Origin of the sequence: Arenimonas sp. SCN 70-307 (assembly GCF_001724815.1) — a bacterium.
GTDB lineage: Bacteria > Pseudomonadota > Gammaproteobacteria > Xanthomonadales > Xanthomonadaceae > Arenimonas.
Genome location: NZ_MEDO01000003.1, coordinates 42,164 through 69,147 on the forward strand (window position 1 = coordinate 42,164; position 26,984 = coordinate 69,147).

General features: G+C 71.0%; 25 protein-coding genes, 1 tRNA gene, 1 pseudogene and 1 riboswitch. Of the genes and pseudogenes, 16 read left to right on the plus strand and 11 right to left on the minus strand.

Annotated elements, in window-relative coordinates:
• Positions 1-6: 6 nt before the first annotated feature.
• Positions 7-1,005, plus strand: coding sequence for a tRNA dihydrouridine synthase DusB (dusB, locus tag ABS41_RS02130; protein ID WP_290589854.1), 999 nt, complete (start codon positions 7-9; stop codon positions 1,003-1,005).
• Here the strand turns inward: dusB and ABS41_RS02135 are convergent.
• The gene (locus tag ABS41_RS02135; protein ID WP_290589857.1) at positions 951-2,048 is read right to left on the minus strand and encodes a metal-dependent hydrolase; all 1,098 of its coding nucleotides are present in this window, start codon (positions 2,046-2,048) and stop codon (positions 951-953) included. The two genes, dusB and ABS41_RS02135, sit on opposite strands and share 55 nt — an antisense overlap.
• 121 nt (positions 2,049-2,169) lie before the next feature.
• Between ABS41_RS02135 and ABS41_RS02140 the strand changes: the two genes are divergently transcribed.
• The 6 genes from ABS41_RS02140 (at position 2,170) to ABS41_RS02165 (ending at position 10,003) form a co-directional block, all read left to right on the plus strand.
• Positions 2,170-2,820, plus strand: a complete 651-nt coding sequence (locus tag ABS41_RS02140; RefSeq protein ID WP_290589860.1) for a hypothetical protein — start codon at positions 2,170-2,172, stop codon at positions 2,818-2,820.
• 78 nt (positions 2,821-2,898) lie between these two features.
• Positions 2,899-3,615 (plus strand): sigma-70 family RNA polymerase sigma factor, encoded by a 717-nt coding sequence (locus ABS41_RS02145; RefSeq protein WP_290589862.1) that lies wholly within the window; start codon positions 2,899-2,901, stop codon positions 3,613-3,615.
• Complete coding sequence (locus ABS41_RS02150; RefSeq protein WP_290589864.1) at positions 3,615-4,337, plus strand: hypothetical protein; 723 nt, start codon at positions 3,615-3,617, stop codon at positions 4,335-4,337. The genes ABS41_RS02145 and ABS41_RS02150 overlap by 1 nt, the downstream gene beginning before the upstream one ends.
• Complete coding sequence (locus tag ABS41_RS02155) at positions 4,334-8,560, plus strand: serine/threonine-protein kinase (protein ID WP_290589866.1); 4,227 nt, start codon at positions 4,334-4,336, stop codon at positions 8,558-8,560. Before ABS41_RS02150 ends, ABS41_RS02155 begins: the two co-directional genes overlap by 4 nt.
• A gap of 40 nt (positions 8,561-8,600) precedes the next feature.
• Positions 8,601-9,071: a hypothetical protein gene (locus tag ABS41_RS02160; protein ID WP_290589869.1), complete on the plus strand. Its 471-nt coding sequence runs from the start codon at positions 8,601-8,603 to the stop codon at positions 9,069-9,071.
• 2 nt (positions 9,072-9,073) lie between these two features.
• Positions 9,074-10,003 (plus strand): hypothetical protein, encoded by a 930-nt coding sequence (locus tag ABS41_RS02165; protein WP_290589871.1) that lies wholly within the window; start codon positions 9,074-9,076, stop codon positions 10,001-10,003.
• Here ABS41_RS02165 and ABS41_RS02170 read toward each other — a convergent pair.
• Together ABS41_RS02170 and ABS41_RS02175 are read right to left on the minus strand one after the other, a co-directional pair.
• Positions 9,989-10,597 carry a UDP-2,3-diacylglucosamine diphosphatase gene (locus tag ABS41_RS02170; RefSeq protein ID WP_290589874.1) on the minus strand — a complete coding sequence of 203 codons (609 nt, stop codon included), beginning with the start codon at positions 10,595-10,597 and terminating at the stop codon, positions 9,989-9,991. The two genes, ABS41_RS02165 and ABS41_RS02170, sit on opposite strands and share 15 nt — an antisense overlap.
• The gene (locus tag ABS41_RS02175) at positions 10,594-12,315 is read right to left on the minus strand and encodes a lysophospholipid acyltransferase family protein (RefSeq protein ID WP_290589876.1); all 1,722 of its coding nucleotides are present in this window, start codon (positions 12,313-12,315) and stop codon (positions 10,594-10,596) included. Before ABS41_RS02175 ends, ABS41_RS02170 begins: the two co-directional genes overlap by 4 nt.
• Before the next feature lie 210 nt (positions 12,316-12,525).
• Here ABS41_RS02175 and metK point away from each other — a divergent pair.
• A pseudogene (gene metK / locus ABS41_RS02180) lies at positions 12,526-13,654 on the plus strand (methionine adenosyltransferase).
• 148 nt (positions 13,655-13,802) lie between these two features.
• Positions 13,803-13,894, plus strand: a riboswitch (S-adenosyl-L-homocysteine riboswitch).
• A gap of 72 nt (positions 13,895-13,966) precedes the next feature.
• Positions 13,967-15,391, plus strand: coding sequence for an adenosylhomocysteinase (gene ahcY, locus ABS41_RS02185; protein ID WP_290589878.1), 1,425 nt, complete (start codon positions 13,967-13,969; stop codon positions 15,389-15,391).
• Between the two features lie 263 nt (positions 15,392-15,654).
• Here ahcY and ABS41_RS02190 read toward each other — a convergent pair whose 3' ends face one another.
• Positions 15,655-16,209 (minus strand): DUF3228 family protein, encoded by a 555-nt coding sequence (locus ABS41_RS02190; protein WP_290589881.1) that lies wholly within the window; start codon positions 16,207-16,209, stop codon positions 15,655-15,657.
• 180 nt (positions 16,210-16,389) lie between these two features.
• Between ABS41_RS02190 and metF the strand changes: the two genes are divergently transcribed.
• The 3 genes from metF to ABS41_RS02205 are packed head-to-tail and all read left to right on the plus strand — an operon-like array spanning position 16,390 to position 18,737.
• Positions 16,390-17,214: a methylenetetrahydrofolate reductase [NAD(P)H] gene (gene metF / locus ABS41_RS02195; protein WP_290589885.1), complete on the plus strand. Its 825-nt coding sequence runs from the start codon at positions 16,390-16,392 to the stop codon at positions 17,212-17,214.
• A 21-nt stretch (positions 17,215-17,235) separates the two neighbouring features.
• Positions 17,236-17,775, plus strand: coding sequence for a DUF4124 domain-containing protein (locus tag ABS41_RS02200; protein WP_290589887.1), 540 nt, complete (start codon positions 17,236-17,238; stop codon positions 17,773-17,775).
• Positions 17,776-17,819: 44 nt separating this feature from the next.
• Positions 17,820-18,737: a branched-chain amino acid transaminase gene (locus tag ABS41_RS02205; protein WP_290589890.1), complete on the plus strand. Its 918-nt coding sequence runs from the start codon at positions 17,820-17,822 to the stop codon at positions 18,735-18,737.
• Here the strand turns inward: ABS41_RS02205 and ABS41_RS02210 are convergent.
• The 6 genes from ABS41_RS02210 to ABS41_RS02235 all read right to left on the minus strand — a co-directional run bounded on the left by ABS41_RS02210 (position 18,728) and on the right by ABS41_RS02235 (position 22,927).
• Positions 18,728-20,011, minus strand: coding sequence for a HAMP domain-containing sensor histidine kinase (locus tag ABS41_RS02210; RefSeq protein WP_290589893.1), 1,284 nt, complete (start codon positions 20,009-20,011; stop codon positions 18,728-18,730). The two genes, ABS41_RS02205 and ABS41_RS02210, sit on opposite strands and share 10 nt — an antisense overlap.
• A gap of 3 nt (positions 20,012-20,014) precedes the next feature.
• A complete protein-coding gene (locus tag ABS41_RS02215; protein ID WP_290589895.1) occupies positions 20,015-20,695 on the minus strand; it encodes a response regulator transcription factor in 681 nt (226 codons plus the stop codon).
• A 4-nt stretch (positions 20,696-20,699) separates the two neighbouring features.
• A complete protein-coding gene (locus ABS41_RS02220) occupies positions 20,700-21,170 on the minus strand; it encodes a hypothetical protein (RefSeq protein WP_290589898.1) in 471 nt (156 codons plus the stop codon).
• Between the two features lie 250 nt (positions 21,171-21,420).
• Positions 21,421-22,344, minus strand: a complete 924-nt coding sequence (gene rimK, locus ABS41_RS02225) for a 30S ribosomal protein S6--L-glutamate ligase (RefSeq protein ID WP_290589901.1) — start codon at positions 22,342-22,344, stop codon at positions 21,421-21,423.
• Positions 22,341-22,787, minus strand: coding sequence for a RimK/LysX family protein (locus ABS41_RS02230; protein ID WP_290589903.1), 447 nt, complete (start codon positions 22,785-22,787; stop codon positions 22,341-22,343). Before ABS41_RS02230 ends, rimK begins: the two co-directional genes overlap by 4 nt.
• A 66-nt stretch (positions 22,788-22,853) precedes the next feature.
• Positions 22,854-22,927, minus strand: a tRNA-Gly gene (locus ABS41_RS02235).
• Positions 22,928-22,994: 67 nt separating this feature from the next.
• Here ABS41_RS02235 and thiS point away from each other — a divergent pair.
• The 4 genes from thiS to ABS41_RS02255 all read left to right on the plus strand — a co-directional run bounded on the left by thiS (position 22,995) and on the right by ABS41_RS02255 (position 26,644).
• Positions 22,995-23,195, plus strand: coding sequence for a sulfur carrier protein ThiS (thiS, locus tag ABS41_RS02240; RefSeq protein WP_290589906.1), 201 nt, complete (start codon positions 22,995-22,997; stop codon positions 23,193-23,195).
• A 64-nt stretch (positions 23,196-23,259) separates the two neighbouring features.
• On the plus strand, positions 23,260-24,063 hold the full coding sequence (locus ABS41_RS02245; RefSeq protein ID WP_290589909.1) for a thiazole synthase: 804 nt from the start codon (positions 23,260-23,262) through the stop codon (positions 24,061-24,063).
• 13 nt (positions 24,064-24,076) lie between these two features.
• Positions 24,077-24,790: a tRNA (guanosine(46)-N7)-methyltransferase TrmB gene (gene trmB, locus ABS41_RS02250; protein WP_290589911.1), complete on the plus strand. Its 714-nt coding sequence runs from the start codon at positions 24,077-24,079 to the stop codon at positions 24,788-24,790.
• A 15-nt stretch (positions 24,791-24,805) separates the two neighbouring features.
• Positions 24,806-26,644, plus strand: a complete 1,839-nt coding sequence (locus ABS41_RS02255; RefSeq protein ID WP_290589914.1) for an SLC13 family permease — start codon at positions 24,806-24,808, stop codon at positions 26,642-26,644.
• On the opposite strand, the gene ABS41_RS02260 is transcribed toward ABS41_RS02255, so the two are convergent.
• Positions 26,641-26,976 (minus strand): Rieske (2Fe-2S) protein, encoded by a 336-nt coding sequence (locus ABS41_RS02260; RefSeq protein ID WP_290589917.1) that lies wholly within the window; start codon positions 26,974-26,976, stop codon positions 26,641-26,643. The genes ABS41_RS02255 and ABS41_RS02260 overlap by 4 nt on opposite strands.
• Positions 26,977-26,984: the final 8 nt, after the last annotated feature.

Consider the following 26,984-nt stretch of genomic DNA (forward strand, 5'->3'; position numbering starts at 1 on the left):
CGCCCCATGCGCATCGGCCCCCACGCCATCGAGCCCCGCGTGGTGCTGGCCCCCATGGCCGGCGTCACCGACAAACCGTTCCGGATGCTTTGCAAGCAGCTGGGCGCGGGCCTGTGCGTGTCGGAGATGACGACCTCCGACCCGCGCTTCTGGCACACCGCCAAGTCGCGCCACCGCATGGACCACGCCGGCGAGCCCGACCCGATCAGCGTGCAGATCGCCGGCACCGTGCCCGAGGTGATGGCCGAGGCGGCGCGCCACAACGTGGACCACGGCGCGCAGATCATCGACATCAACATGGGCTGCCCGGCGAAGAAAGTGTGCAACGCCTGGGCCGGCTCGGCGCTGATGCGCGACGAGGCCCTGGTGGCGCGCATCCTGGCGGCGGTGGTGTCGGCGGTGGACGTCCCGGTGACGCTGAAGATCCGCACCGGCTGGGCCGCCAACCAGAAGAACGCGCTGCGCATCGCCCGCATCGCCGAGGACAGCGGCATCGCCGCGCTGGCGGTGCACGGCCGCACCCGCGACCAGCAGTACACGGGCTTCGCCGAGTACGACACCATCGCCGCGGTGAAGGCCGCGCTGCGCATCCCGGTGCTGGCCAACGGGGATATCGACTCGCCGCAAAAGGCCGCCTTCGTGCTTCGCCATACCGGCGCCGACGCAGTGATGATCGGCCGCGCCGCCCAGGGCCGGCCCTGGATCTTCCGCGAGGTGGCGCACTACCTCGCCACCGGCGAAATCCTGCCCGGGCCGGGCGTGGCCGAAGTCGGCGACATCCTGCTCGCGCACCTGCGCCACCTGCATGAGTTCTACGGCGAGGAATCCGGCGTGCGCATCGCCCGCAAGCACCTGGGCTGGTACGCCAGGGACCGGCCCGAGAACGCCGCCTTCCGCGGCGTGGTCAACCATGCCACCACGGCCGACGAACAGCTGCGCCTGACCCGCGACTACTTCGACGCGCTGGCCGCCGGTGTCTCGCCCGGTTTCGCCGACGCGGCCTGAACCCGCGCCGTGCCCGCGGCGGCCAGCGCGGCTTCCTCGGCCGGCCGCTCCCAGATCCGCTCCCACATCGACGACAGCCGGCGCCGGGCCTCCCAGGGCCAGGCGATCTGCTGCGGCGTGATCTCGCGCCAGCCGCTGCCCTCGCGCTCGGCCACCACGAAACGGAAGCTGTAGTCGGGCTCGGCGCCCATGCGCAGGTCCGACAGCACCAGCCGGCCACCGCGCGATTCGGCCTTCATGAAACCGCGGTTGAACCACTGCAATCGACGCACCGCCGGAAACCCCGACGCCTCCGCCAGCGCCCGCGTATCGGACGCGTACTGCCGGAACACCATCGGCCCCTCGTCGGCCACCAGCGAGCGTTCGCCCTCGAGGAAACCCTCCGGGGTCATCACCACCACGCGCCACAGCAGCGTGTTGAAGGGCATGGGCACCGAAAAACGCGGCGCGTCCTGCAGGCCCATGGTGGCCAGCGTGGCGTCGGCGGCGCGTTCGACCATCGCCTTGGCCACCAGCGACCAGCCCAGGTAGGCCGTGCTCAAGGCCAGTCCGGCCACCAGCGCGCTTTGCGACGACGGCCGCCAGCCACGCACCAGCGCGAAAACGAAGGCCAGCAGCAGCGGCAGCGTGTACAGCGGGTCGATGATGAACACGCTCGACCACATCGACGGCGAGGGCGGCAGCGGCCACCACAGCTGGGTGCCGTAGACGGTGAAGGCGTCGAGCAGCGGATGCGTCACCAGGGCCAGGGTGATGGCCCAGAACCAGCGCACGGGGGCTTCGGCCACGCGCCCGCCGCGGCCCTTGAACCACCCCCACAGCAGGGCCGCCAGCGGCACCAGCACGAACAGGGAATGCGAGGGCCCGCGGTGCCAGGTCATGCTGGTGACCGGGTCGAGCCCGAGGAACCACATCGGCACCGAATCGAGGTCGGGCAGCGTGCCAAGCGCCGCGCCGGCGGCCAGCGCGGCGCGCCGGTGCCGGGCCGGGGCGATGGCGGCGGCAAGCGCGCCGCCCAGGACGATCTGGGAGAGGGAGTCCATGCCCGGATGCTAACCGGCGCCGGGGTCGCCGCGGCGTGAGGCGGCCGCCAGGCCGGCGGCCCGGCCGTAATCGCAGGCCGGGGTTCCCGAATGCATGCGCGAACCCAACGCCGGAGCCACCATGGACACCCCGCTCAACACCAACCTCACCTATCCCAAGGGTTTCCTGGACTTCCTCACGCTGACGCCGCTGCGTGGCCACCGGGTGGCCGGGCACGATCTGGCCGGCACCTGCCTGGCGGCCTTCAACGCCACGCTGGCGGCGCTGAGCCCGGAGTCCCCGACCCTGACGCTCGATCAGTTCGCCACCGCCGCGCAGCGCGCGCTCGACCGTTACCCGGGCGGCGGCCAGCCCGCCTTCGTAACCTCGCGGCTCGCCTCGCTGCAGCGGCTGGAGGCGCTGGTGGCCGACCCGGGCTGGGACGCCCCGCCGGACCTGGTCCGGCGGCTGGAGGCCATCGAGACCTACCGCACCGGCCCCGACCGCATGCTTCCGGCCGACACCCCGGTGGTCGGCCAGCTCGACCTCGCCGTCCTGGTGGACGTGCTGCTTCAGCTCGAGCGCGAGGACCTGGCCGAATACGAGGACTTTTGCCGGTTCAGGCAGGTGGCGGCCGACTATGCCCGGCTGCCGGTGGAAGGCACCGGGCTGACCCGGGCGCACTGGATCGAGGCGCTCCAGCAGGCGAGCGAAAGTCCGGCACGACGCTACGGCCGGGCCCGCGTTCGCTACGCACCGGACCCGCGCGCCAGCCTCTTCCATGTCACCTGAGCCAGTCCGGGCCGGGAAGGCCCATACTGCAAGCCACGGTGGTGTTGGCCGGGCCGGCGGGCAGACACGGGGAGCCGCATGAGCCGTTTCGCGACGACACGATGGAGCCTGATCCTCGATGCGCGCGGCGCGCCGGAAACGGCGCGGCCCGCGCTCGAGGAGATCTGCCGCGCCTACCGCAGCCCGGTGCTCAGCTACGTGCGCTGCAGCGGCCATGGCGCCGCCGACGCCGAGGACCTGACCCAGGAGTTCTTCGCCCGCCTGCTGGAACGGCGCTGGGATGCCCGCGCCGATCCCGCGCGCGGTCGGTTCCGCAGCTTCCTGCTCACCGCGCTCAAGCGTTTCCTGCTCGACCAGCGCGACGCCGCCCGCACGCTCAAGCGCGGCGGCGGCAGCCGGCACGCCGGCGAAGACGCGCTCGACGACGTCGGCGACGAACTCGCGCTCTCGCCCGAGGCGGCTTTCGAGCGCGCCTGGGCCGCCACCGTGCTGCAGCGTGCCTTCGAGCGCCTGGCCGCCGAGGCGGAGAAGGCCGGTCGCGGGCAACTCTTCTCCCGCCTCTCGCCCTTCCTGGCCGAGCCGGCCGAGGCCAGCGAATACCGGGAACTCGCCGACACGCTGGGCATGCGCGCCAATACGCTGGCGGTGTCCGTGCACCGGCTCCGCCTGCGCCTGCGCGAACTGGTGCGCGAGGAAATCGCCGACCAGACCGATGGCCCGGAATCTGCCGCCGTCGAGCTGGCCACCCTCCGGCAGGCCCTGGTCCGCGGCCAGGCCGGCCTGGAGCTGGCCTGATGGCCGCGCCGGATCCCACCGGCGGCTTCGCCACCACGCGCTGGTCGCTGGTGATCGATGCCGCCGGCCACGACGCGCCGACAGCGCGCGCCTCGCTGCTCACGCTTTGCCTGCGCTACTGGTATCCGGTCTACGCCTACCTGCGGCGCAGCGGCCACGCACCAGGGCTCGCGCACGAGCTGGCGCGGGCCTTCTTCGACAGCGTGGTCTCCGAGGGCCTGGCCCGGCAGGCGATGCAGCGCCAGGGTCGCTTCCGCTTGTTCCTGCTGTCCGAACTGCATCGATTCCTCTCCAGCGACGCGGCGCGCGCCACGCCCGACGCGGGCATCGACGCGCCCGCGCTCGAGCAGCTCGAACAGCGCCACCAGCAGGACCTGCAGCCACCCGGCTCGCCCGAGGACATCCTGCGCCGTGGCTTCGCGCTCGAAGTGCTGGGCGCCGCGCACCAGCGCTTGCGCACGGAAGCGATCGAGGCCGGCCACCTGGCGATGTTCGAGGCGCTGGCGCGCTTCCTGGCCAGCGAGCCGCGGCCGGGCGACTACGACGCCGTGGCCTCGCGGCTGGGACTGCGGCCGATGTTCGTTTCGCTGGCCGTCCGCCGCCTGCGCCAGCGCTACCGCGAACTGGTGGACGAGGAGCTCGGGCAGACGCTGGCCAGCGCCGAGGACATGGCGGCCGAACGCGCGGCGCTGATGCAATCGCTGGGCGAACTGCCGCCATGAACGACGGCAAGGGCCCGGGCGAACGCTGGTGGCTCGACCCGGGCCTGGCCCGGCTGGCCTTCGGCAGCGAGCCGGGGCGTGCCGCGGGCGCGCGGCCGCAGGCCACCCACCTCGCTTTCCTGCCGCCGGAGGCCCTCGAGCTCGACCTGTCGGATCCCGCGCAGAGCGAACTGGGCGACTACCAGCTGCAGGAGCTGGTTGGCCAGGGCGGCATGGGCGTGGTCTACCGTGCCTGGCAGAAGACGCTCGAACGCGAGGTGGCGCTCAAGCTGCTCTCCGCCGGCCCCTGGGCCTCGGACGAATTCATCGCCAGTTTCCGGCGCGAGGCCAGGAACGCCGCCGGACTGCAGCACCCGAACATCGTCGCCGTCTACGAGATGGGCGAGCAGGACGGGCTGATCTTCTACGTGATGCAGCTGGTGCGCGGCGAAAGCCTGGCCGAAACGCTCAGGCGCCGGCACACGCTGCCGGCCCAGGAAGCGGCAGGCCTGCTGCGCACGATTGCCGAGGCCGTCGACTACGCCCATCGCATGGGCGTGCTGCACCTGGACCTCAAGCCAGGCAACGTACTGCTCGATTCGCGCGGCGAGGCCCTGGTCACCGACTTCGGACTGGCCAGGCGACTGGGGCAAGCGCCGAGCGTCGAGAACGAACAGGTGTCGGGCACGCCCAGCTACATGGCGCCCGAGCAGGCCCAGGTGCGGAGCAGCCGGCTCTCGGCGGCCACCGACATCTGGGGCATGGGCGCGATCCTCTACGAGATGCTCACCGGCGTCCCGCCGTTCACCGGCAGCGATCCGCACGAGATCCTGGGCAACGTGCTCAACGGCACCGTGCGCCGGCTGTCGCGCCATGCACGCATCCCGGCCGACCTCGAGGCGATCTGCCTGCGCTGCCTGCGCAAGGAGCCGGGCGAGCGCTACCCGACCGCGCGCGCGCTGGCCGACGACCTGGGCCGATTCCTCGAGCATCGCAGCGTGCAGGCGCGGCCGCTGAACCGATGGCAGCGCATCGGCCGCTGGGCCGAACGCGAGCCGCGGCTGGCCGCGGTGTCGGCGATGGCGGTCGCCGCACTGGTGACCGGCCTGGTCACCACCACGCACCAGTGGGGCCGCGCCGAGGAACATGCCCGCGTCGCCAGCGAACGCCTGTGGGAGGGGCGCCGGGAAGCCGCGCTGCAGCTGGAAGCCGAAGGCGAGGGCTGGGAGGCCGCACGCCGCCTGCTTCAGAACATCGAGGAACAGCAGGCCGCCGGCGGGGACGCCGAGGGCGACCGGCTGCGGCTGGGCCTGCTGCTGGGCCAGGGCGCGCGACTGGTGGACGCCGGCCTGGTGGCCGACGCCACGCCCCTGGCCGTCGCGATGGCGCCGGACGGCCAGGAATTCGCGATCGCCTTCGGCGACCGCAGCGTGCGCTGGTACGACGGCGCCAGCCTGCGCGAACGCGGCCGCATCGACCTGGGGGAGCGCCGCAGCTCCGGCGGCGAGCTGCGTGCGACGGTGCGGCTGCGCTACGCCGGCTCGCGGCACCTGCTCGCGACGCAGGAGTGGTATCGCACGCTGCCCAATCCCACCGACGGCGACACCTGGTTGCTCGACCTCGAACAAGGCAGGCTGGTCGAACCCCCCGCGGCGTTCACCGGTTTCAGCGACGCGGCCTTCAGCGACGACGGCCGCATCGCGCTGCTGCGCGACCGGGAAGGCCGGGTGCAGGCCTGGCGGACCGCGCCCTGGGAGCCCCTCTCCCCCCGCGTCGCGCCGACCGGCGACGGCCGGAACCTGGCCTGGCGCCTGTCGCGCGACGGACGCCTGGGGCTGGCCCTGGACCGGGACCAGCGCCGCCTGCAGGTGCTGCGCCTCGACACGCTCGCGGTGGCGAGGGAACTCGTGCTGCCGCACGGCGCGCGCGTCACCGCGTGGACCTTCGACGCCGGGGGGACGCGCGTCGCATTGGGTGATGACGAAGGCCGCCTGTACGTGTTCGACCTGCCGGACGGCGCCCTGCGCGCGCTCCCTTCCGCGCGGGGCCGCGAAGTGACCTGGGTCGATTTCAGCGAGGACGGCGCCTGGCTGGTTTCGGCAGCCACGGACGGCCGTGCCCATGCCTTCGACGCCGCGAGCGGCGACCCTCTGGTCAGCGGCAGCATGGACCATGGGTTCGCGCTCAGCCATGTCGGCGTCGACCGCCACCAGCGCCTGGTCGTCGCCTCCGGGCAGGGACAACGCGCACTGTGGCGCCTGCCCGCCATGGAAGGTCCGCGTGCGCTGGCGCCGATACGCATCGGCCTGCCGCCGGCACCGCACGACGCGGCGGGTCCCTTCGCCCAGGCCTGGAACCGGGAAGGCCTGCTCGTGAGCGCCGGCCACGAGGGTGCGCTCAGGCTCTGGCGACTCCCGGCCGGCCCCTTCCTTCCCGCCTCGCTGGCGCGCCAGGTCGCCGAGCAGCCTTCCTTCGACGCGGGGCGCGTGGTGGACGTGTCCTGGGACCGCGTCCGCATCATGGATGGCCGGGGCGACGCCGGCCCCTGGCTGAGGCTCCCCGGTCCGCCCGGCTTCAGCGAACTCGGTCCGGACGCGCGCTGGATCGTGTCGATCGTCGGCAACCAGTTGCATCGCCACCACGCCGGCAGCCTCGAGCCGGTCGGTCCGCCCCTTGCCTTGCCGGCCACGCCCCAGCGATTCCTGTTCCATCCCGATGGCCGGCGCGTCCTGCTCGTATTCCCGGCCCGAAGCCACGCCGGCTTCGCCGAACGCCTGCTGCTCCTGGACCTGGAAGCCGGCGCCGCGCTTCCCGGCGAGGCGACGCTGGACGGTCCCCTGCTCCAGCTGGGATGGCTGGACGGGGGTCGCCGCCTGCTCGCGGTCGGGCCCGCCGAGGGAGCCACCGTGGTGTTTTCGACCGAAGGGCTGGAAAAGCTGGGTGAGTGGGCCCACGACCCCTTCGAGCCGGTGGTCTCTGCGTCGGCCATTCCCGGGCAATCGGGACTTTGGTTGCTTACCCGGGCGCCAGACCCGAGATTGGGCCGCGACAGCCTGCGTCGCTGGCATCCCGGCGACGAGGACGCGGCGCTGGTGCGCGAGCTTCCCAATCGTCCCTTTGCCGTCGCCGGCCTTGCCAACGGCCGCGCCTTCGTTGCCGGCGAAGGCTCGCACGCGATCGTCGCCGCCGATGGCGGTCTGCGGCCGGTGGCGCGCCAGGCCGATGCCAGCGACGCCAGCCTCGGTGCGCTGGCCGCACGCGGCGACGGCCAGATGGTGGCGGTCTCGGGACGCCATGGCGTGCAGCTGCACGACGTCGCCGGGGTCCCGGTCGGCCGGACGCTGGGGCTCGGCGCGCCGCCGCTCGACGGCATCTTCGACCTGGCCTTCGTGGACGAGGGCCGGCGGCTGTTCGCGCGCACCGTGCATTCCGCCGCCCGCTGGCCGGTCGTTGCCGCCGACATGGACCCGGCCCTCGCGGGACAACTCGACTGGCTGGCGACCTCGCGACACGCATCGACGCTGCTGACCTTGCCTACCGACGCCGAACGTCGCCTGCTGCGCGGCGGCGACCCCGGGCCCTGGCTGGCCGCGACGCAGCGCCCGGCACCGGCGCTGGCGGGCCACGGCCACGACGACGGCTCACCGATCCCGGCCCGCTCGGCGGACACGCCGGCCACGGCACTCGACCTCACCGGCGTTTATGCCGTGGGGCCCGATGCCGTCCGCAACAGTGCCTCGGCCGTCAAGCCCTTCCTCCGGCCCTGGCCGGCGGGACGGCAGCACATCGGCGGCGTCGACTTCGATATCCGCGGCATGGCCGATGTCGGGGCTGCAGGCCTTGGCCAATGCGTCCCGGTACCCGACCCGCAGGTGCAAGCGGCCCACGTGCTGGCCCTTCCTTCGCTGCCCAGTCCCGAGACACGCCCGCGCGCCCTGGCCGAGCTTGTCTTCCATTACGCCGATGGCGGCACGGCCACGCTGCCCCTGCGGGCAACCCGCGAGCTGCAGGGTTACGGTGGCCGCGACCACCTCGTGCCGCTGGCCTTCACCGCGAGGGCGCCGCGGTCGGCCATGGGCTTCACCACCACCGTCGCCGCGGCGCCACGGCTGCCCAACCCGCACCCCGACCGCCCCGTGCGCTGCCTCGACCTGCGCGGCACCTCCGGCTCCCTGCTGCTGTTCGCCCTGAGCGTGAGCCCGCCGGTCGCCGCCGTGACCGAACCGGTAATCAGCGCGCGTTGATGCCGAATAGGCAGGCGGAACCCCCGCAAAGGAGCAGGACATGCGCCACCTGAAGTCGATCCCCCTGGCCCTGGCCGCCGCGCTGGCCGCCCCCGCGGCCCTCGCCTGCGGCGAAGGCATCTTCAACATGGGCGAGGGGCTGCGCTACGAGGGCTACCTGGCGCCGCGACCGGCGACCATCCTGGTGTTCGAGCCCGATGGCATGCCCAGCGACGAACGCATCGCGATCTACCGGGGCCTCGCCCGCGCCGGCCACAAGGTTTCCGTGGCCACCGACGCCAGCCATGCCAGCGAAGCCTTCGCCAGCCAGTCCTTCGACGTGGTCGTGGCGGACGATGCGCATGCGGCCACCCTGGCCTCGCTGCTCGGCGACCGCAGCCCCGCGCGGCGACTGCTCGTGGCGCCGGGCAAGCCTCCGCGCGACGGTGGCGACGCCAGCCGCGCGTACGTGCGCGGCAGCGCCAGCGTCGGCACCTGGCTGGGTGCGCTCAATCGCCTTCTCAAGGATTGACCATGGCCCCGACCACGCCATGCCTGCGCATCGTTTGCCTGGCTGCGCTGCTGCCGACGCTGGCCTGCGCCGACGGCGTCGACCTGCTCGAACTCTCTCCGGACGAGCCTGCGGCCCGCGGCCGGATCTCGGTGGGTTTCCAGTCCATCCGAACCGACGGCAATGTCGACGGCAGCGGCAATGCAACGCCGGGAGTGAGCACCGACACGCGAAACCTGCTGCTCTCGCTCGACTACCGGCTGGCGGAGCGCTGGTCGCTGCAGCTGTCGATCCCCTTCGTGGACAAACGCTCCGTCGGCGATCCCGGCGTGCACAACGTCGCTTTCCTCGCCCAGCCCCGCCAGAGCGCCTTCATCGACGACGGCGACTGGCACGGCGCCTGGCAGGACTGGCAGCTGGGCGTGACCCACCACGGCCACTGGCGCGGGCTGAAGCTGCAGCCGCACGCCGTGCTCACCTGGCCCAGCCACGACTACGTCTTCTTCGCCAGCGCCGCGCCCGGGCGCCGGCTGCGCTCGCTGCGGCTGGGCGCCGACATCGGTCGTCGTTTCGGCCGGTCGAACCTGCACTGGTCGCTGGGCTACGGGTATGAGTTCGTGGAAGAAGTGCTCGACTACGACCTCGACCGGCAGCACTACCGCGCATCGCTGCGTTGGGACGTGTCGCCGTCCTGGTCGTTGAGCCTGTTCTCGAACGCACGCCAGTCCCAGGGCATCAAACCGTCGGACCTGGCCGGGCGCGTGCCGTGGTCGGAGCTGTGGTACCAGCACGACCGGCTGTTGCGGCACAACTACGTACTGGCCGGCATCGGCGCCGGCTGGCGGATCAACGACGACTGGTCGGTGTCGGGTTCGTCCGCCTGGCCGGTGGAGGCCGACAGCATGCACCGCATCCGCCATGCCTGGGAGTTGCAGCTGTCACGCAGCTTCTGAGAGCCGCTCCGGGCGGGGCCGGCGCGACGGCAGCCGCGCCAGCTCGGCGCCGTCGTGGCGCAGCAGCACCAGGCTGCCGTCGGGCTGCTCGGCCAGGGCGGTGAGGCTTTCGACCCAGTCGCCGTCGTTGGCGTAGACCAGGCCGTCGCGCTCGACCAGGGCGGCGCGGTGGATGTGGCCGCAGACGATGCCGTCGAGCCCGCGCCGGCGCGCGTCGTCCAGGCCGGCCTGCACGAAGCGGGCGATGTAGCGTTCGGCGGCGCCGCTCCTGGACTTCAGGAAGTCCGCCAGCGACCAGTAGCGCAGGCCCAGGCGCCGGCGCAGGCGGTTGAAGCCGCGGTTGCCCGGCACGTAGACCAGCTCGGTGCCGGCGCGCGCCAGCGCGTGCAGGGCCTCGACCACGCGGTGCTGGTCGGCGCCCCAAGCCGCTCGGCGCTGCGCCATCCACCACAGATCCACGATGTCGCCTACGAGGTAGAGCCGGCGCGTGCGCAGCCCGCCCAGGAAGGCGGCCAGCTCGGCGGCATGGCAGTTGCCCGAACCGAGGTGCACGTCGGAGATGAACACGGCCCGGTGCGGGGCCGCGGCGCTCACGCGGCCTCCGGGCCGGCGAGCCGGCGCCGCTCGTCGCCGAGGTAGCGGCCGCGTTTGCGGGCCTGGATGCGGGCCAGGTCGAGTTCGATCAGGCCGTCGACCGAGTGGTTGAAGTCGGGGTCCACGCCAAAGGCCAGGAAGCGGGCGCCGCCCGGTTCGCACAGCTCGGTGTACTGCTTGTAGAGCGTCGGCACGCGGGTGCCGAGCGCGCCGAGGTTGGCCTTGAGCAGGCGGAAGGCCTCCTCGGCGCCCAGCGGGCCGAAGTCCGGCGGCGCGGCCAGGAAGCGGAAGGGCTGGTTCGCCGCCACGCCGTCGCGGCCGTCGCCGAAGTAGCGCGCGTAGTAGGCCACCATCTGCTCGCGCGCCGGCAGCGGCAGCGCGGCGCTGATCGACACCGGCCCGAACAGGTAGCGCACGCCCGGCTGGTGGCGCAGGTAGGCGCCGATGCCGTGCCAGAGGTAGTCGAGGCTGCGGCTGCCCTGGTAGGCGGGCGCCACGAAGCTGCGGCCCAGCTCCATGCCCTGGGCGAGCCGCGGCAGCAGGCTGCACGGGTACTTGAACAGCGAGGCGGTGTAGAAACCCGCCACGCCGCGTTCGGCGAACACCCGTTCGCCCGGCGCCACGCGGTAGCCGCCGGCGATCTCCAGCGCCTCCGGGTCCCAGAGCACGAGGTGGTCGTACCAGGCGTCGTAGGCGTCGATGTCCAGGCGCTTGCCGGTGCCTTCGCCGGCGGCGCGGAAGGTGAGTTCACGCAGGCGGCCGATTTCCTGCAGCAGCGGCGAGTCCGGCGCCAGCCGCCCGGCGTGGATGCGCTTGCCGTCGGGCGTGCTGCCCAACAGGGGCAGCCGGGCCAGCTCGCGCACGAGCAGGCGGCGATCGACCGCGTGGGCGATGGGCTCGGGGCCACCGGCGCCCGACTCGCGCCGCGAGCCGATGCTCGCCAGCGCGCGGCGCACGCGCGCCAGTGCCGTGGCATCCGTCTCGCCCGCTTCGATGTGCTGCGCCTGCCCCACGCGCAGATGGATGCGGCTGCCGCGGCGGCTGAAGAGCTCGCGCGGCAGCAGCGCGGTGGCCGCGGCCTTGTGCAGGGCCGACACGCCGTAGAACAAGGCCGAGTTGCGCGCCTGCACGCGCACCGGCAGCACCGGCGCGCCGCTGCCGCGGGCGAAACGCAGGAAACCGCGCCGCCAGCGGTCGTCGCGCACGCCGCGCCAGCCCAGGCGCGAGACTTCGCCGGCCGGGAAGACGATCACGCACTGCTCCTGAGCCAGCGCGTCCTCGACGGCCCGCAGCGACTCGGGCGTGGGGCGGCCACCGAGGATGCGCAGGGGCAGCATCAGCTCGCGCAGGGGCGTCACCGCCGCCAGCAGGTCGTTGGCCAGCACGCGCACGTCGGGGCGCACGCTGCCCACCAGGTGCAGCAGGGCCAGCGCGTCGAGCGCGCCGCAGGGATGGTTGGCGACGACCAGCAGGCGACCGGTCTCGGGAATGCGCTCGCGCTCGACCTGGTCGACCGTGTAGCGCACGTCCAGGTAGCGCAGCGCGACCTCCACGAAGGCCAGGCCGCGCAGGTGGCCGTGGGCCTCGAGGAAGTCGGCGGCCTCGGGCAGGCGCGACCAGCGGCCGAGGCCGCGCGCCAGGGGCGCGGCAAGGCGGGCGCGCGGGCCGGTGAACCAGCGGGGGAAACGTTCGGCGAGCTGGGCCTGGAGGTCACGCATGCGGGCATCCGGCGGGGGCGATGCCGCGCAGCTTGGGCGTCGCGCCTTGCAGGCCGGTTACCCGCAGGCGTCAGGCCGGTGACAGGCGCCGGCCCGGGGGCTTAACAATCAGGAAACCCTTGCGGGCGCAGGATGCACCCCGGGGCCGGGGGGTGTATCATGCCGCCCCTCCACCCATCCTTTCATCGCAATCAAAGGATATAAGCACGAATGTCCAGCTACCTCTTCACCTCCGAGTCGGTCTCCGAAGGCCACCCGGACAAGATGGCCGACCAGATCTCCGATGCGGTGCTGGACGCGATCCTCACCCAGGACCCGAAGGCCCGCGTGGCCTGCGAGACCCTGGTGAAGACCGGCGCGGCCATCGTCGCGGGCGAGATCACCACCACCGCCTGGGTCGACATCGAGGCGCTGGCCCGCGGCGTCATCAACGACATCGGCTACGACAACTCGAACGTCGGCTTCGACGGCCACACCTGCGCCATCGTCAACATGATTGGCAAGCAGTCCCCGGACATCAACCAGGGCGTGGACCGCAAGAAGCCGGAAGAACAGGGCGCTGGCGACCAGGGCCTGATGTTCGGCTACGCCTGCAACGAGGCGCCGGAGTACATGCCGGCCGCCATCTACTACTCGCACCGCCTGGTCGAGCAGCAGGCCAAGGTCCGCAAGAGCGGCAAGCTCAAGTGGCTGCGCCCGGACGCCAAGAGCCAGGTCACCCTGCGCTACGACGGCAACAAGATCGTCGGCCTCGACGCCGTCGTGCTGTCCACGCAGCATGACCCGGGCATCAAGCACAAGGACATCGTCGCGGGCGTGATGAAGCACATCCTCGAGCCGGTGCTGCCGAAGGCGTGGCTCAAGGCGCTGCCCAAGTCGAAGATCCACATCAACCCGACCGGCAACTTCGTGATCGGCGGCCCGGTGGGCGACGCCGGCCTGACCGGCCGCAAGATCATCGTCGACACCTACGGCGGCATGGCCCGCCACGGCGGCGGCGCGTTCTCGGGCAAGGATCCGTCGAAGGTCGACCGTTCGGCCGCCTACGCCGCGCGCTACGTGGCCAAGAACATCGTGGCCGCCGGCCTGGCCGACAAGTGCGAAGTGCAGGTCTCCTACGCCATCGGCGTGGCCGAGCCGACCTCGATCTCGGTCACCACCTTCGGCACCGGCAAGCAGCTACGGCCACTTCGGCCGCAAGCCGTTCCAGGTGACCTACACCGACGGCAAGGGCAAGAAGCACACGGCCACCGCCTTCTCCTGGGAGAAGACCGACCGCGCCGACGCCCTGCGCAAGGCCGCCGGCCTCGACAAGCCGGTCGCCGGCAAGAAGAAGTAATCGCCCCACCCCCTCTCCCGCTTGCGGGAGAGGGCCGGGGAGAGGGCAAACGGGCCGCGAAAGCGGCCCGTTTCCTTTTGCAGCCCCGCCCCGTTCATCCCTCCATCGCGAAGCGGCGATATAATCAGCGACGGCCCGCAAGGGCCACCCCGCCGAGGGGCGCTGCAAGCCCGGCCCGCGCAACGCAGGCAAGGGATCAGGCTCGGCCGGGGTCACCCGTACCAACGGCGCCCGTTTAACCGAGTCGGCGTGTCGGGCCTGAAGGCCCTCCTACAGACCATGCGCCGCTCGCACCTAACGGAGCTATACCCAATGAACGCTGTCGTTAACCTCAAGCACGACTTCAAGGTCGCCGACCTGTCCCTGGCCGACTGGGGCCGCAAGGAAATCGATATCGCCGAGCAGGAAATGCCGGGCCTGATGTCGATCCGCGAGAAGTACGCCGCCGCCAAGCCGCTCAAGGGCGTGCGCGTCACCGGCTCGCTGCACATGACCATCCAGACGGCCGTGCTGATCGAGACCCTCAAGGACCTCGGCGCCGACGTGCGCTGGGCCTCCTGCAACATCTTCTCCACCCAGGACCACGCCGCGGCGGCCATCGCCAAGTCCGGCACCCCGGTGTTCGCCTGGAAGGGCGAGACCCTGGAGGAGTACTGGGACTGCACCCTCGACGCCATCAGCTTCCCGGGCGGCAAGGGCCCGGAGCTGGTGGTCGACGACGGCGGCGACGTCACCCTGCTGATCCACAAGGGCTATGAGCTCGAGCAGGGCGACACCACCTGGGTGAACTCGGCCTCGGGTTCGCACGAGGAGCAGGTGATCAAGGACCTGCTCAAGCGCGTCGCCAAGGAGCGCCCGGGCTTCTGGACCACCGTGGTGAAGGACTGGAAGGGCGTCTCCGAGGAGACCACCACCGGCGTGCACCGCCTCTACCAGATGCTCGAGGCCGGCAAGCTGCTGGTCCCGGCCATCAACGTCAACGACTCGGTCACCAAGTCCAAGTTCGACAACCTCTACGGCTGCCGCGAGTCGCTGGCCGACGGCCTCAAGCGCGCGATGGACGTGATGCTGGCCGGCAAGGTGGCCGTGGTCTGCGGCTACGGCGACGTCGGCAAGGGCTCGGCCCACTCGCTGCGCGCCTACGGCTGCCGCGTCGTCGTCACCGAGATCGACCCCATCAATGCCCTGCAGGCGGCGATGGAAGGCTTCGAGGTCAACACCGTCGAGAACACCCTGGGCCGCGGCGACATCTACGTCACCACCACCGGCAACAAGGACGTGCTGACGCTCGAGCACATGCAGGCCATGAAGGACCAGGCCATCGTCTGCAACATCGGCCACTTCGACAACGAGATCCAGGTCGACCGCCTGAACAATTCGGGCGCCGTGCGCCTGAACATCAAGCCGCAGGTCGACAAGTACACCTTCAAGAACGGCAACAGCATCTTCCTGCTGGCCGAGGGCCGCCTGGTGAACCTGGGCTGCGCCACCGGCCACCCCAGCTTCGTGATGTCGAACTCGTTCTCGAACCAGACCCTGGCCCAGATCGACCTGTGGGCCAACAAGGACGTGTACGAGAAGAAGGTCTACATCCTGCCCAAGAAGCTCGACGAGGAAGTGGCCCGCCTGCACCTCGAGAAGATCGGCGTGAAGCTGACCACGCTCACCGCCGAGCAGGCCGCCTACCTGGGCGTGCCGGTCGAAGGCCCCTACAAGCCCGAGCACTACCGCTACTGAGCCGAAGAAACGGGGTCAGGTTCACTTCCTGACCCGCGAGACCTGGACGGGCGCCTTCGGGCGCCCGTTTCTTTTGCGGCTCCTGTTGGGTTCTTTTGTTCAACACGGATAAGGGCGGATGAACACGGATAAACACGGATAAAGCAATTCTTTATGGGCTTTCGCCGCGGATCGGCAATTCCCTGCAAAAGCCCTCCAAATCGCTCTTGCTCTATCCGTGTTTATCCGTGTTCATCCGCCCTTATCCGTGTTCAAACCGCTCTTTACCTCCAGTTCGCGTGCGCGGACCAGAAGGCGACGCTGCGGGTGTAGGCCTCGCGGTCGAGGGGCACGCCCGAGCCGCCTTCTTCCACGCCCAGGGCGTTGCGCATCATGGTGATGGGCACCATCGGGATCTCGGCCGGTTCCATGGTGTACAGGCAGCCGACGATGCCCCAGTCGGCGGCGATGGGCGTGCCCTCCTTCGCCATCTGTTCGCGGCTGTAGAGGATGGGCACGAGGTAATTGGCCACCGGCGGCTCCAGACCTTCGAACCAGCGGACCAGCACCGGCAGCTCGGCCGGCGTGCGGGCCTCGTAGGCGCTGCGCAGCTGGTGGCGGTTGGCGTCGGTGATGGCGATGACCGAGCAGCGGGTCGAGGTCCAGTTGCGGTGCACGTGCAGGCGGCAGAAGGGGGCGTAGCCGGGCAGCACGGCCACCGGCGCTTCGGCGTTGAGGCGCTCGACGAACTGTTCGGCCGTGATGTCCTGGATGGCGGTGCGGCGGCCGTCGCCGGGGAACAGGCGGCGGCGGGCGAAGTCGGTCAATTCGATGCTCATGCCGCCATTGTCGCAAAGCCGGGAAAAGAAACGGGGTCAGGTTCACTTCCGGGGAGCGCGCCCCGGCGGGCCGCCGCGCTGCCTTGCCCCGGAAGTGAACCTGACCCCGTTTCTTTTCCTTGCTTCACTTTCATCCGGATGGAGAGATAGACTGGCGGCATCCGCCACGGCCCCGACCCCATGACCGCCATCAGCCTCGAGTTCTACCCGCCCAAGAACGACGAGCAGCGCGCCCAGCTCGACCGCACGGTCCGGCGCCTGGCGCCGCGTGCGCCGCAGTTCGTGTCGGTCACCTTCGGCGCCGGCGGCTCGACCCTGAGCTACACGCCCGAGACCGTGCGCAGCCTGCGCCAGGACCACGGCCTCGACGCCGCGCCGCACCTGAGCTGCATGGGCGGCACCCGCGCCGAACTTCGCGAGCTGCTGCAGCTCTACCGCGCGCTCGGCTGCCGCCGCATCGTTGCGCTGCGCGGCGACCTGCCTTCGGGCATGGCCCGCATGGGCGAGTTCCGCTACGCCTCCGACCTGGTGGCCTTCATCCGCGAAGAACACGGCGACCACTTCCGCATCGAAGTGGGCTGCTACCCCGAGACCCACCCGCAGGCCGAGGACGCGCTCGCCGACCTGCGCCACTTCAAGGCCAAGGTCGACGCCGGCGCCGATTCGGCCATCACCCAGTATTTCTTCAACGCCGATGCCTATTTCCGCTTCGTCGACGACGTGCGCGCGGCCGGCGTCGGCATCCCGGTGATCCCCGGCATCATGCCGATCTCGAACTTCAGCCAGCTGCGGCGCTTCTCGGAAGCCTGCGGCGCCGAGATCCCGCGCTGGATGGCCAAGCGCATGCAGGCCTACGGCGATGATGCCGAGTCGATCCGCGAGTTCGCCGCCGACGCGGTGGCGGCCATGTGCCGCCGCCTGCTCGAGGGCGGCGCGCCCGAGCTGCACTTCTATACGCTGAACCTGGCCAAGCCCACCGAGGCCGTGCTCTCGCGCCTGGGCTGAAAACGGCGCTAACCTTCCGGCGTGACCCGCGCCGCGCTCCTGTTGCTTGCCTGCCTGTGCCTGCCCGCGCCCGCCGCCGCGCAGGCGGTGTTCCGCTGCGTCGGCGCCGACGGCCAGAGCGTGTTCAGCGACCAGCCCTGCCGCTCGCAGGGCGCGGTGGAGCGGCAGGCGCCGCCCCCGCCGGTGGCCAGCGCCCGGGGCGTCGTCTCCGGCACCGGCAGCACCGCCGAGGGCTGCGCGCGCAGTCTCGAGGCACTGCGCCTGGGCGTGCGCGGTGCGCTCGAGGCGCGCGACGTCAACCGACTCGCCACCCACTACCACTGGGCCGGCACCAGCGCCGGCGCCGGGCGCTACCTGATGGACAGCCTCGAGGCGATCGCCAGCCGCCCGATGGTCTCGGTGGAGTTCGTCTCCGACGCGCCGCCCCGGGCCGACGGCCAGCCGCCGGCGCCGCCGCGCGCGCTCCGGGTCGAGCAGGCGGCCGGCATGGCCGACGCCGGCGCCGTGCGCACCGACTTCCTGCTGCGCCGCCACGCCGGCTGCTGGTGGATCGAGCTCTAGGCCCCGCGCCCGGCTAGAATCGCGGCTTGCCCCCGGAGCCGCGCATGAGCATGAACTACCCCGAACACATCTGGCACAACGGCCGCATCAAGCCCTGGGCCGAAGCCACCGTGCACGTGATGGCGCACGGCCTGCACTACGGCAGCTCGGTGTTCGAGGGCATCCGCAGCTACCCCACGCCGAAGGGCCAGGCCATCTTCCGCCTCGGCGAGCACCTCAAGCGGCTTTACGCGTCGGCCAGGATCTACGACATGGCCATCCCCTACGACTCCGACACGCTGGCCGCCGCCTGCCGCGACGTGATCAAGGCGAATGGTTTGGCGCGCGCCTACCTGCGACCGATCGCCTACCGCGGCCTGGGCGGCTTCGGCCTGTCGGCCGAGACGCCGGTGGACGTGGCGGTGGCGGCCTGGCACATGGGTCCCTACCTCGGCCCGGACGTGCTCGAGGCCGGCATCGACGCCTGCGTGTCGAGCTGGCAGCGTTTCGCGCCCAACACCATCCCGGCCGGCGCCAAGGCCGGCGGCAACTACCTCAACGGCCAGCTGGTGGCGCGCGAGGCGCGGCGCCTGGGCTTCGGCGAGGGCATCGCGCTGGCCTCCACCGGCCTGCTCAGCGAAGGCGCGGGCGAGAACCTGTTCCTGGTGTTCGACGGCGCGCTGCACACCACGCCGGTGAGCGCGGCGCTGCTCAACGGCATCACCCGCAACACCATCATCACCCTGGCGCGCGACGCCGGCATCGAGGTGGTCGAGCGCGACCTGCCGCGCGAATACCTCTACCTGTGCGACGAGCTGTTCATGTGCGGCACCGCCGCCGAGATCACGCCCATCCGCAGCGTCGACGGCCGCCCGGTCGGCACCGGCAAACCCGGCGCGCTTACCCGCCGCCTGCAGTCGCTGTTCTTCGGCCTCTTCGACGGCAGCACGCCCGACAAGCGCGGCTGGCTCGACTACGTCTGAACAAAGCGCAGGATGGCGACGGCGCCGCGCTCGGGGCGGGGGGCGATGCTGACGGTCCAGCCGTAGAGTTCGCACAGGCGGCGCACGATCGACAGGCCGATGCCGCCGCCGATGGTGCCGCCGGCGCCGGAGCCGCGGTAGCCGCGTTCGAACAGGCGCGCGGCGTCTTCCTCGCTCAGGCCCGGGCCGGTGTCCTCGATGCGCACCTGGCCGGCCTCGACCACGATGCGCACCTCGCCCTCGGAGGTGTACTTGCAGGCGTTGCCCACCAGGTTGCCCAGGGCCACCGCCAGCACCGCCTCGGGCGCCTCGACCTCGACGGCCGCGTCGCCCTCCACCAGCACCGTCACTGGCTTGCCGCCCAGCTGGGTGCGGGCCGCCTCGGCCAGCTGTTCGCTGAGCTTGAGCAGGTAGGTGCGGCCGGTGCCGCGCTCGTTGCGCGACAGCATCAGCAGCGCCGTGGTCAGGTCGGTGCACTGCTGGGCCGCGCGGTCCACGCGCTCCAGGCGCTGGCGCATCTTCGGCGCCAGGTCCGGGTTGGCCAGCATGAGTTCGGTCGCGCCGCGGATGACCGCCAGCGGCGTGCGCAGCTCGTGGCTCACGTCGGAATTGAACTCGCGGTCGCGCTTGACCAGGGTGGTCATGCGCTCGGCGTAACCATCGAGCGCGGCGGCCAGCTGGCCGACCTCGTCCTGGGCGAAGTGCGGCGCCAGCTTCTCGGGCTGCTCGCGCCCGGCCAGGCGCTCGAGCCGGCGCGCCAGCTCGGTCACGGGGCTGATGACGCGCTTGCTCGACCACACGCCGATCACCAGCGACAGCACCGAGAACAGCGCCACCACGCCCACCAGCGCATAGGTCAGCTGCTGCTGGCTGGCGCGTTCCTGGGCGATGTCGTAGCTCAGGAAGAACCAGTAGTCGTCGTCCTTCTTCACCGCCAGCTTGTAGGTCCGGCTGCGGCCTCGCTCGTCGGTCTCGGTGACGTCGTGCACGCCGTCGGGCAGGTCGCGCCAGTTGAAGGGCACGTTGCCGAAGCGGCGCTCGCTGTAGACGATGCCGGTGATCTTCTCGAACGGCAGGCCGCCGGCGCCCTCCGGGTCGCGATAGAACTGCTCGGCGTAGTCGTCGACGTTCTGCACCAGCGCTTCGCCGATCAGCTGGTCCTCGAGCTGCTCGCGCAGCAGCACCGTGGCGACGGCGAACAGGCCGGTCAGCCCGAAGCCGAGCAGGAAAAAGGACAGGATGATCCGGCTGCGAAGCCTACGCCGGTAGCGCATGGCTCAGCCCGCGTCAGGAGCGGCGATGCGGTAACCGATGCCGTGGCGGGTCTGGATCAGCGCCGTGTCGAAGGGCTTGTCCACCGCCGCACGCAGGCCGTGGATGTGCACGCGCAGGGAATCGGAGTCGGGCAGTTCCTCGCCCCAGACGCGGGTCTCGAGTTCCTGGCGGGTGACCACCGAGGGCGAAGCCTCCATCAGCGACTGCAGGATCTTGAGCGCGGTGGGGTTGAGCTGCAGCAGCTTGCCGCCGCGGCGCACCTCGAGCGTGTCGAGGTTGTACTCAAGCTCGCCCACCTGCAGCACGCGCGGCTGGGCGGCCTTGCCACGCCTGGCCAGTACGGCCAGGCGGGCTTCCACTTCCTGCAGCGCGAAGGGCTTGACCAGGTAGTCGTCGGCGCCCGAGTCGAAACCCTCGAGCTTGTGGTCGAGCGAATCGCGGGCCGTGAGCATCAGCACCGGCGTCTGCTTGCGGCCTTCCTGGCGCAGCTTGCGGCAGACCTCCAGGCCATCCATGCCCGGCAGGTTGAGGTCGAGCACGATCGCATCGAAGTCGTTGACCACCGCCAGGTGCAGGCCGGTCACGCCGTCGGCGGCGTAATCGACCGTGTGGCCGCGGTCCTCGAGGTAATCCCCGAGGTTGGCGGCGATGTCGCGGTTGTCTTCGACAACGAGGATTCGCATCCGGTCACTCGCCCAGGTCGTTCTTGTTGATGGCGTTCTGCTGGCGGTGCAGGCGGTCGCGCGACTCTTCCATGTTGCGGCGGCGCTCGGCCACGGTCTGGCAACGGGTCACCTTGCGGTGGCTGCCGGTCGGGCGGCTATGCTCGCAGACCAGGCGGCTGTCGGCGCGGGCCTGGGTCAGGATGGTGTTGATCTTTTCCTGCTCGTTGAAGACGGTGGCCTTGGTCGGCTCGTCGAGCTCCTCGACCGAGTCCACGCCGGCGAGCTGCTGGGTGATGCGGTCGAGCGCCTCGCGCACCGCGGCGCGGTCCTTGGCGCTGAGTTCGGCATAGGTCTTGCCGTCGGAAAGCTCGCTCTCGATGCCGGCGCGCTGGGCGGCGAAGTCGCCCTCGGCGAGGGCCAGCTGGCCTTCCTGGGCGGCGAAGGCGAAGCCCGGCGCCAGGACCAGCAGGCAGGTGATCAGGGTCTTTCTCATCGGGGGACTCCTATTTATTTGTTTTCGAGGACGGAGTTTCGATTCTTACCACACGTCCACGCGGTGTAAACAGGCCGGAAGGCAGGGGCCTGCGCCGGGAAAAGAAAAGGCCCGGGACGAGCCCGGGCCGAAAGGTTGCTTACTGCCCCGATTGCCGTTAATCCAGTTGTGCCACCTGACGAGGAGGACCGCGGGTCTACCGGCCGAGCAAGCCTAGGCGCGGCGGTATTAAGTCTTCGTTAAATCCGACTCAGGCTTTGGTTAATCCCGACCGGCGGCGACGGGGCACTTTCGGGGCCGGACGGACCCCGGCGGCCGTGAAGTCGATGATCGAGGCCGCCACGTCCACTCCGGAGGCCGCTTCGATGCCCTCCAGGCCCGGCGAAGAGTTCACCTCCAGCACCAATGGCCCGGATTTCGACCGCAGAAGGTCCACGCCTGCAACACCCAGGCCCATCACCCGGGCGGCCCGGCGGGCAGTGTCGATTTCCGCCTCCGACAGCTCGACCGGGCTGGCCGTGCCACCCCGGTGCAGGTTCGAGCGGAACTCGCCCTCGCTGGCCTGGCGGCGCATGGCCGCCACCACCTGGTCGCCGACCACGAAGCAGCGCAGGTCGGCGCCCTTGGCCTCGGCGACGAACTCCTGCACCAGGAAGTTGGCGTACAGGCCCCGGAAGGCCTCGATCACGCTGCGCGAGGCGCTGGCGGTCTCGGCCAGGATCACGCCCGTGCCCTGGGTGCCTTCGTTGAGCTTGATCACGTGCGGCGGCTTGCCGAGCATGCCCAGCAGGTCGCCGGTGTCGTCGGGGTTGTCGCCGAACACCGTCAGCGGCAGGCCCAGGCCCTCGCCCGCCAGCATCTGGTGGCAGCGCAGCTTGTCGCGCGAGCGCAGGATGGCGTCGGACGGATTGGGGCTGTAGGCACCCATCAGTTCGAACTGCCGGAGCACGGCCGTGCCGTAGAAGCTGATCGAGGCGCCGATGCGCGGGATCACCGCGTCCACGTCGGTCAGGGCCTTGCCCTTGTAGTGCATCTCGAAGCGGCCGGGGGCGATGGCCATGTAGCAGCGCAGCGGATCGAGCACGCGCACGGTGTGGCCGCGCTCGCGGGCGGCCTCGACCAGGCGCACGGTCGAATAGAGCTTGGCGTTGCGGGAGAGGATGGCGAGTTTCAAGCGTCGGAGTCCGGGGCGAGGTCGCCCTGCAGGAAGGAGGCGGAAGGGTCGACCACGAAGCGGCCGGCCAGCGCGGTGCGGCCCAGCAGCATCGGGAAGAGCATGTTGCGGCGCTGGGCCAGGTTCACCTCGGCCTGCCATTCCAGGCCGGCCAGGCGCATGCGGGTGAGGATGAAGATGCGCTCGGTCTGGTGGCCGCCCGAGTCGGTGACCTTGCGGCGCTCGAGCACCGGCGCCTCGCCGAAGGCGAGCGGTGCGTCGTAGCGGCCGGTGTCGAGCTCGAAGCGCACCCACTCGACGCCATCGCGCTCGAAGGTGTGCTGCGACTCGACGTGCAGCGACGAGCTGCGCGCGCCGGTGTCGACCTTGGCGCGCACGGCGGTGATGCCGAGGTCCGGCAGGGCCAGCCACTCGCGCCAGCCCAGCGGCAGCGGTGTAGCCAAGGCATCCTCCGTGGCGGGGCGCGGGCCCCAAGCGAACGACGGCGGCCCGTGGCCGCCGTCGAGGGTTGGAGCGGGTGATGGGAATCGAACCCACGTTAGCAGCTTGGGAAGCTGCAGTTCTACCATTGAACTACACCCGCATTCGGCCCGGATTATGCCGGCCGGCCGGCCCGGGCCGCAACGCGCGCGGCGCGATAGAATCGCGCCATGCGAATCGTGCTCAACGGCCATGACCATGCCGCCGCGACCGGCGCCACCGTCGCGTCCCTGCTCGACCAGCTCGGCCTCGCCGGGCGCAAGGTCGCCGTCGAAGTGAACCAGGAAGTGGTGCCACGCAGCCGCCACGGCGAGCACGCGCTGGCCGAGGGTGACCGGGTCGAGATCATCCACGCCATCGGCGGCGGGTGACATGCGCCTTAACGGGGCTTAAGAAAGGGTTAACCCGCCCGGCGAATCGGGCCATAATCCGGGCATGACCCACGCCACCGACCCCCGGCCCGCCGATCCGCTGGTGATCGCCGGCAAGACCTACCGTTCCCGCCTGCTCACGGGCACCGGGAAGTTCAAGGACCTGGACGAAACCCGCCGCGCCACCGAGGCCGCCGGCGCCGAAATCGTCACCGTCGCCATCCGCCGCACGAATATCGGTCAAACCCCAGGGGAACCGAACCTGCTCGACGTGCTGCCGCCCGACCGCTACACCCTGCTGCCCAATACCGCCGGCTGCTACACCGCCGACGACGCCGTGCGCACCTGCCGTCTGGCGCGCGAGCTGCTCGACGGCCACAAGCTCGTCAAGCTCGAGGTGCTGGGCGACCCGCGCACGCTCTATCCCGACGTGGTGCAGACGCTCAAGGCCGCCGAGATCCTCGTGGCCGATGGCTTCGAGGTGATGGTCTACACCTCCGACGACCCGATCCTGGCCAGGCGCCTGGAGGAAATCGGCTGCGTGGCGGTGATGCCGCTGGCCGCGCCGATCGGTTCGGGCCTGGGCGTGCAGAACCGCTGGTCGATCCTGGAGATCGTCGAGAACGCGAAGGTGCCGGTGCTGGTGGACGCCGGCGTCGGCACCGCCTCCGACGCCGCCATCGCGATGGAGCTCGGCTGCGACGGCGTGCTGATGAACACCGCCATCGCCGGCGCGAAGGACCCGGTGCTGATGGCCAGCGCCATGCGCAAGGCCGTCGAAGCGGGCCGCGAGGCCTTCCTGGCCGGGCGCATCCCCAAGAAGCGCCACGCCAGCGCCTCCTCGCCGCTCGACGGCCACTTCCTGTGAGGCGGGCCCGGGCATGACCGGCACCCGCGACGACGACGCCCCGGAATCGGCCCCGCGCCACCGCCCGATCCGCAGTTTCGTGCTGCGGCAGGGGCGGCAGACGGAGGCGCAGAAGCGGGCGTTTGAGTTGCATTGGCCTGTGTTCGGGTTGGAGTACCGCGGTGAGCGGCGCGACTTCGAACAGGTATTCGGGCGGTCGGCCCCTGTCGTCGTGGAAGTTGGTTTCGGCAACGGCGAGCAGCTGCTGTATGCCTGCGAACGCGAGCCGCAGCGCGACTTCATCGGCATCGAGGTGCACGGCCCCGGCGTGGGCCGCCTGCTCAATGCCGCTGCGGCCGCGAACCTGCGCAACCTGCGTGTCTACCAGCATGACGCGGTCGAGGTGCTGCGCGACGACGTGGCGCCGGGCTCGCTGGACGAGGTGCGCATCTACTTCCCCGACCCCTGGCACAAGAAGCGCCACCACAAGCGCCGCCTGGTGCAGCCGGCCTTCGTGGACCTGCTCAGCCAGCGCCTCAGGCCCGGCGGCCTGCTGCACGTGGCCACCGACTGGGAAGGCTATGCCGAGCACCTGTGGGACGTGCTCGACGCCGAGCCGCGCCTGCGCAACCGCGCCGGCCCGCGCGGCAGCCTGCCCCGGCCCGAATGGCGGCGGCAAACCCACTTCGAGACCCGCGGCCTGAAACTCGGCCACGGCGTCTGGGACCTCCTCTACGACCGCTGCTGAGGAGACCGCCCACGCATGGACACCAGCCTGGCCCTGACCCGCGACATGATGCTCGTGCTGGGGCTGGTCGGCTTCACCGTGGTGATGTTCATGATCGAGCGCATCCGCGCCGACGCCACGGCGCTGGTGGTGCTGGTGGTGCTGGGCCTGACCGGCCTGGTGCCGGCCAACCAGCTCTTCGACGGTTTCTCGGGCAACGCCGTCATCGCGGTCATCGCCACGATGATCCTCGGCGCCGGACTCGACCGCACCGGCGCGCTCAACCGCCTGGCCGTTTGGCTGCTGCGGCTGTCGAAGGGCATGGAAGAGCGCCTGATCGTGCTCACCTCCGCCATGGCCGGCCTGATGTCGGGCTTCATGCAAAACCCCTCGGTGATGGCGCTGTTCCTGCCGGTGGCCTCGCGCCTGTCGGGCCGCACCGGCATCAGCCTCTCGCGCCTGCTGCTGCCGGTGGCGGCCGCCATCGTGATGGGCGGCGGCCTGACCATGATCGGCAACTCGCCGTTGATGCTGCTCAACGACCTGCTGGTGGCGGCCAACCGCAACCTGCCCTCGGGCGTGGCCACCTTGCAGCCGCTGGAAATGTTCGCGCCGCTGCCGATCGGCATCGCCCTGCTGCTGGCGGGCCTGGGCTACTACCGCTGGCTGGGCGGCAAGCTGTTCGCACGCGGCGAGGACAAGGGCGTGGCCCCGGGCCGCACCCAGAGCTACTTCGCGCGCGCCTACGGCATCGAGGGCGACGTCTACGAACTCACCGTCACCGCCGAGAGCCCGCTGGTGGGCATGAGCGTGGGCGAGGCCGAGGCGCAGCGCGAGGCGCCGCTCTACCTGGCCCTGCTCAGCGGCAACGAGGCGCGGCTGGCGCCGCCGGCCGACCAGATGATCTGGGTGGGCAGCGTGCTGGGCGTGATGGGCCCGCGCGAGGCGATCCAGGACTACGCGCAGAAGAACCTGCTGCGCATGTCGGCGCGCCTGCGCCACTTCGCCGACCTGTTCAACCCCAGCCGCTCGGGCATTTCCGAGGCGGTCATCCCGCCCACCTCGTCCTTCATCGGCAAGGCCCAGGCCAACCTGCAGCTGCGCAAGCGCTTCGGCATCAGCCTGCTGGCGATCAACCGCGACAACCAGGTCTGGCGCGAGGACATCCGCAAGATGCCGATCAAGGCCGGCGACATGCTGGTCTTCCACAGCATCTGGACCGACCTGGCCCAGGCCAGCGAAAGCCGCGACTTCGTGGTCGTCACCGACTACCCCAAGGGCGAGCAGCGGCCGCAGAAGCTGTGGTGGGCGCTGGCGGTGTTCGTCGGCGCGATGGCCCTGGCGCTGTCCACGCTCGTGCCGGTGCCGATCGCGCTGATGGCCGGCGCCGCGGCGATGATGCTGGCCGGCGTGCTGAACATGGACGAGGCCTACGCCGCGGTGAACTGGAAGACCGTGTTCCTGATGGCCTGCCTGATACCGCTGGGCTGGGCCATGGATTCCACCGGCGCGGCCGCGTGGATCGCCCAGCAGGTGCTCGAGCGCATCGGCGAGGACGTGCCGATCTGGGTGATCGAGGCCGCCGTGGGCCTGCTGGCCACCGCCTTCGCGCTGGTGATCGGCAACGTCGGCGCCACCGTGGTGATGGTGCCGATGGCCATCAACGTGGCCCTGGCCGCCGGCGGCAATCCACTGGCCTTCGCGCTGATCGTCGCGCTCTCGGCCTCGAACAACTTCCTCAGCGTGTCCAACCCGGTGCTGGCCATGGTGACCGGCCCGGCCGGCTATGGCCCGCGCGACCTGTGGCGCACCGGCGCGCCGCTGACCCTGGTCTACCTGGCCCTGGTGCTGCTGATCGTCAACCTGATGTTCTAGCCGGCGGCGACGGCCACGCGCACGGCCGTCAGCGAGGCGCCGCGGCAGGGCCCGGCCACGCACTCGCCCTGCTGCAGCTCGAAGCTCGCGCCATGCGCCGCGCAGACCAGCTTGCCCTTGTCGACCAGGAACTTGCCCGGCGCCCAGTCCAGCCGGCGGCCGGCATGCGGGCAGATGTTGAGCCAGGCCTTGAGCGACTCGCCCTGGCGCAGCAGCACCAGCGACTGCGGCTCGCCCTCGAGCACCACCTCGGTTTCCGACAGACCCTCGGGCGGCCAGCTGGCCAGCTCGATTAACGAACCACTTACACTTTCCACGCGGCGCCTCGCCATACTCCGTT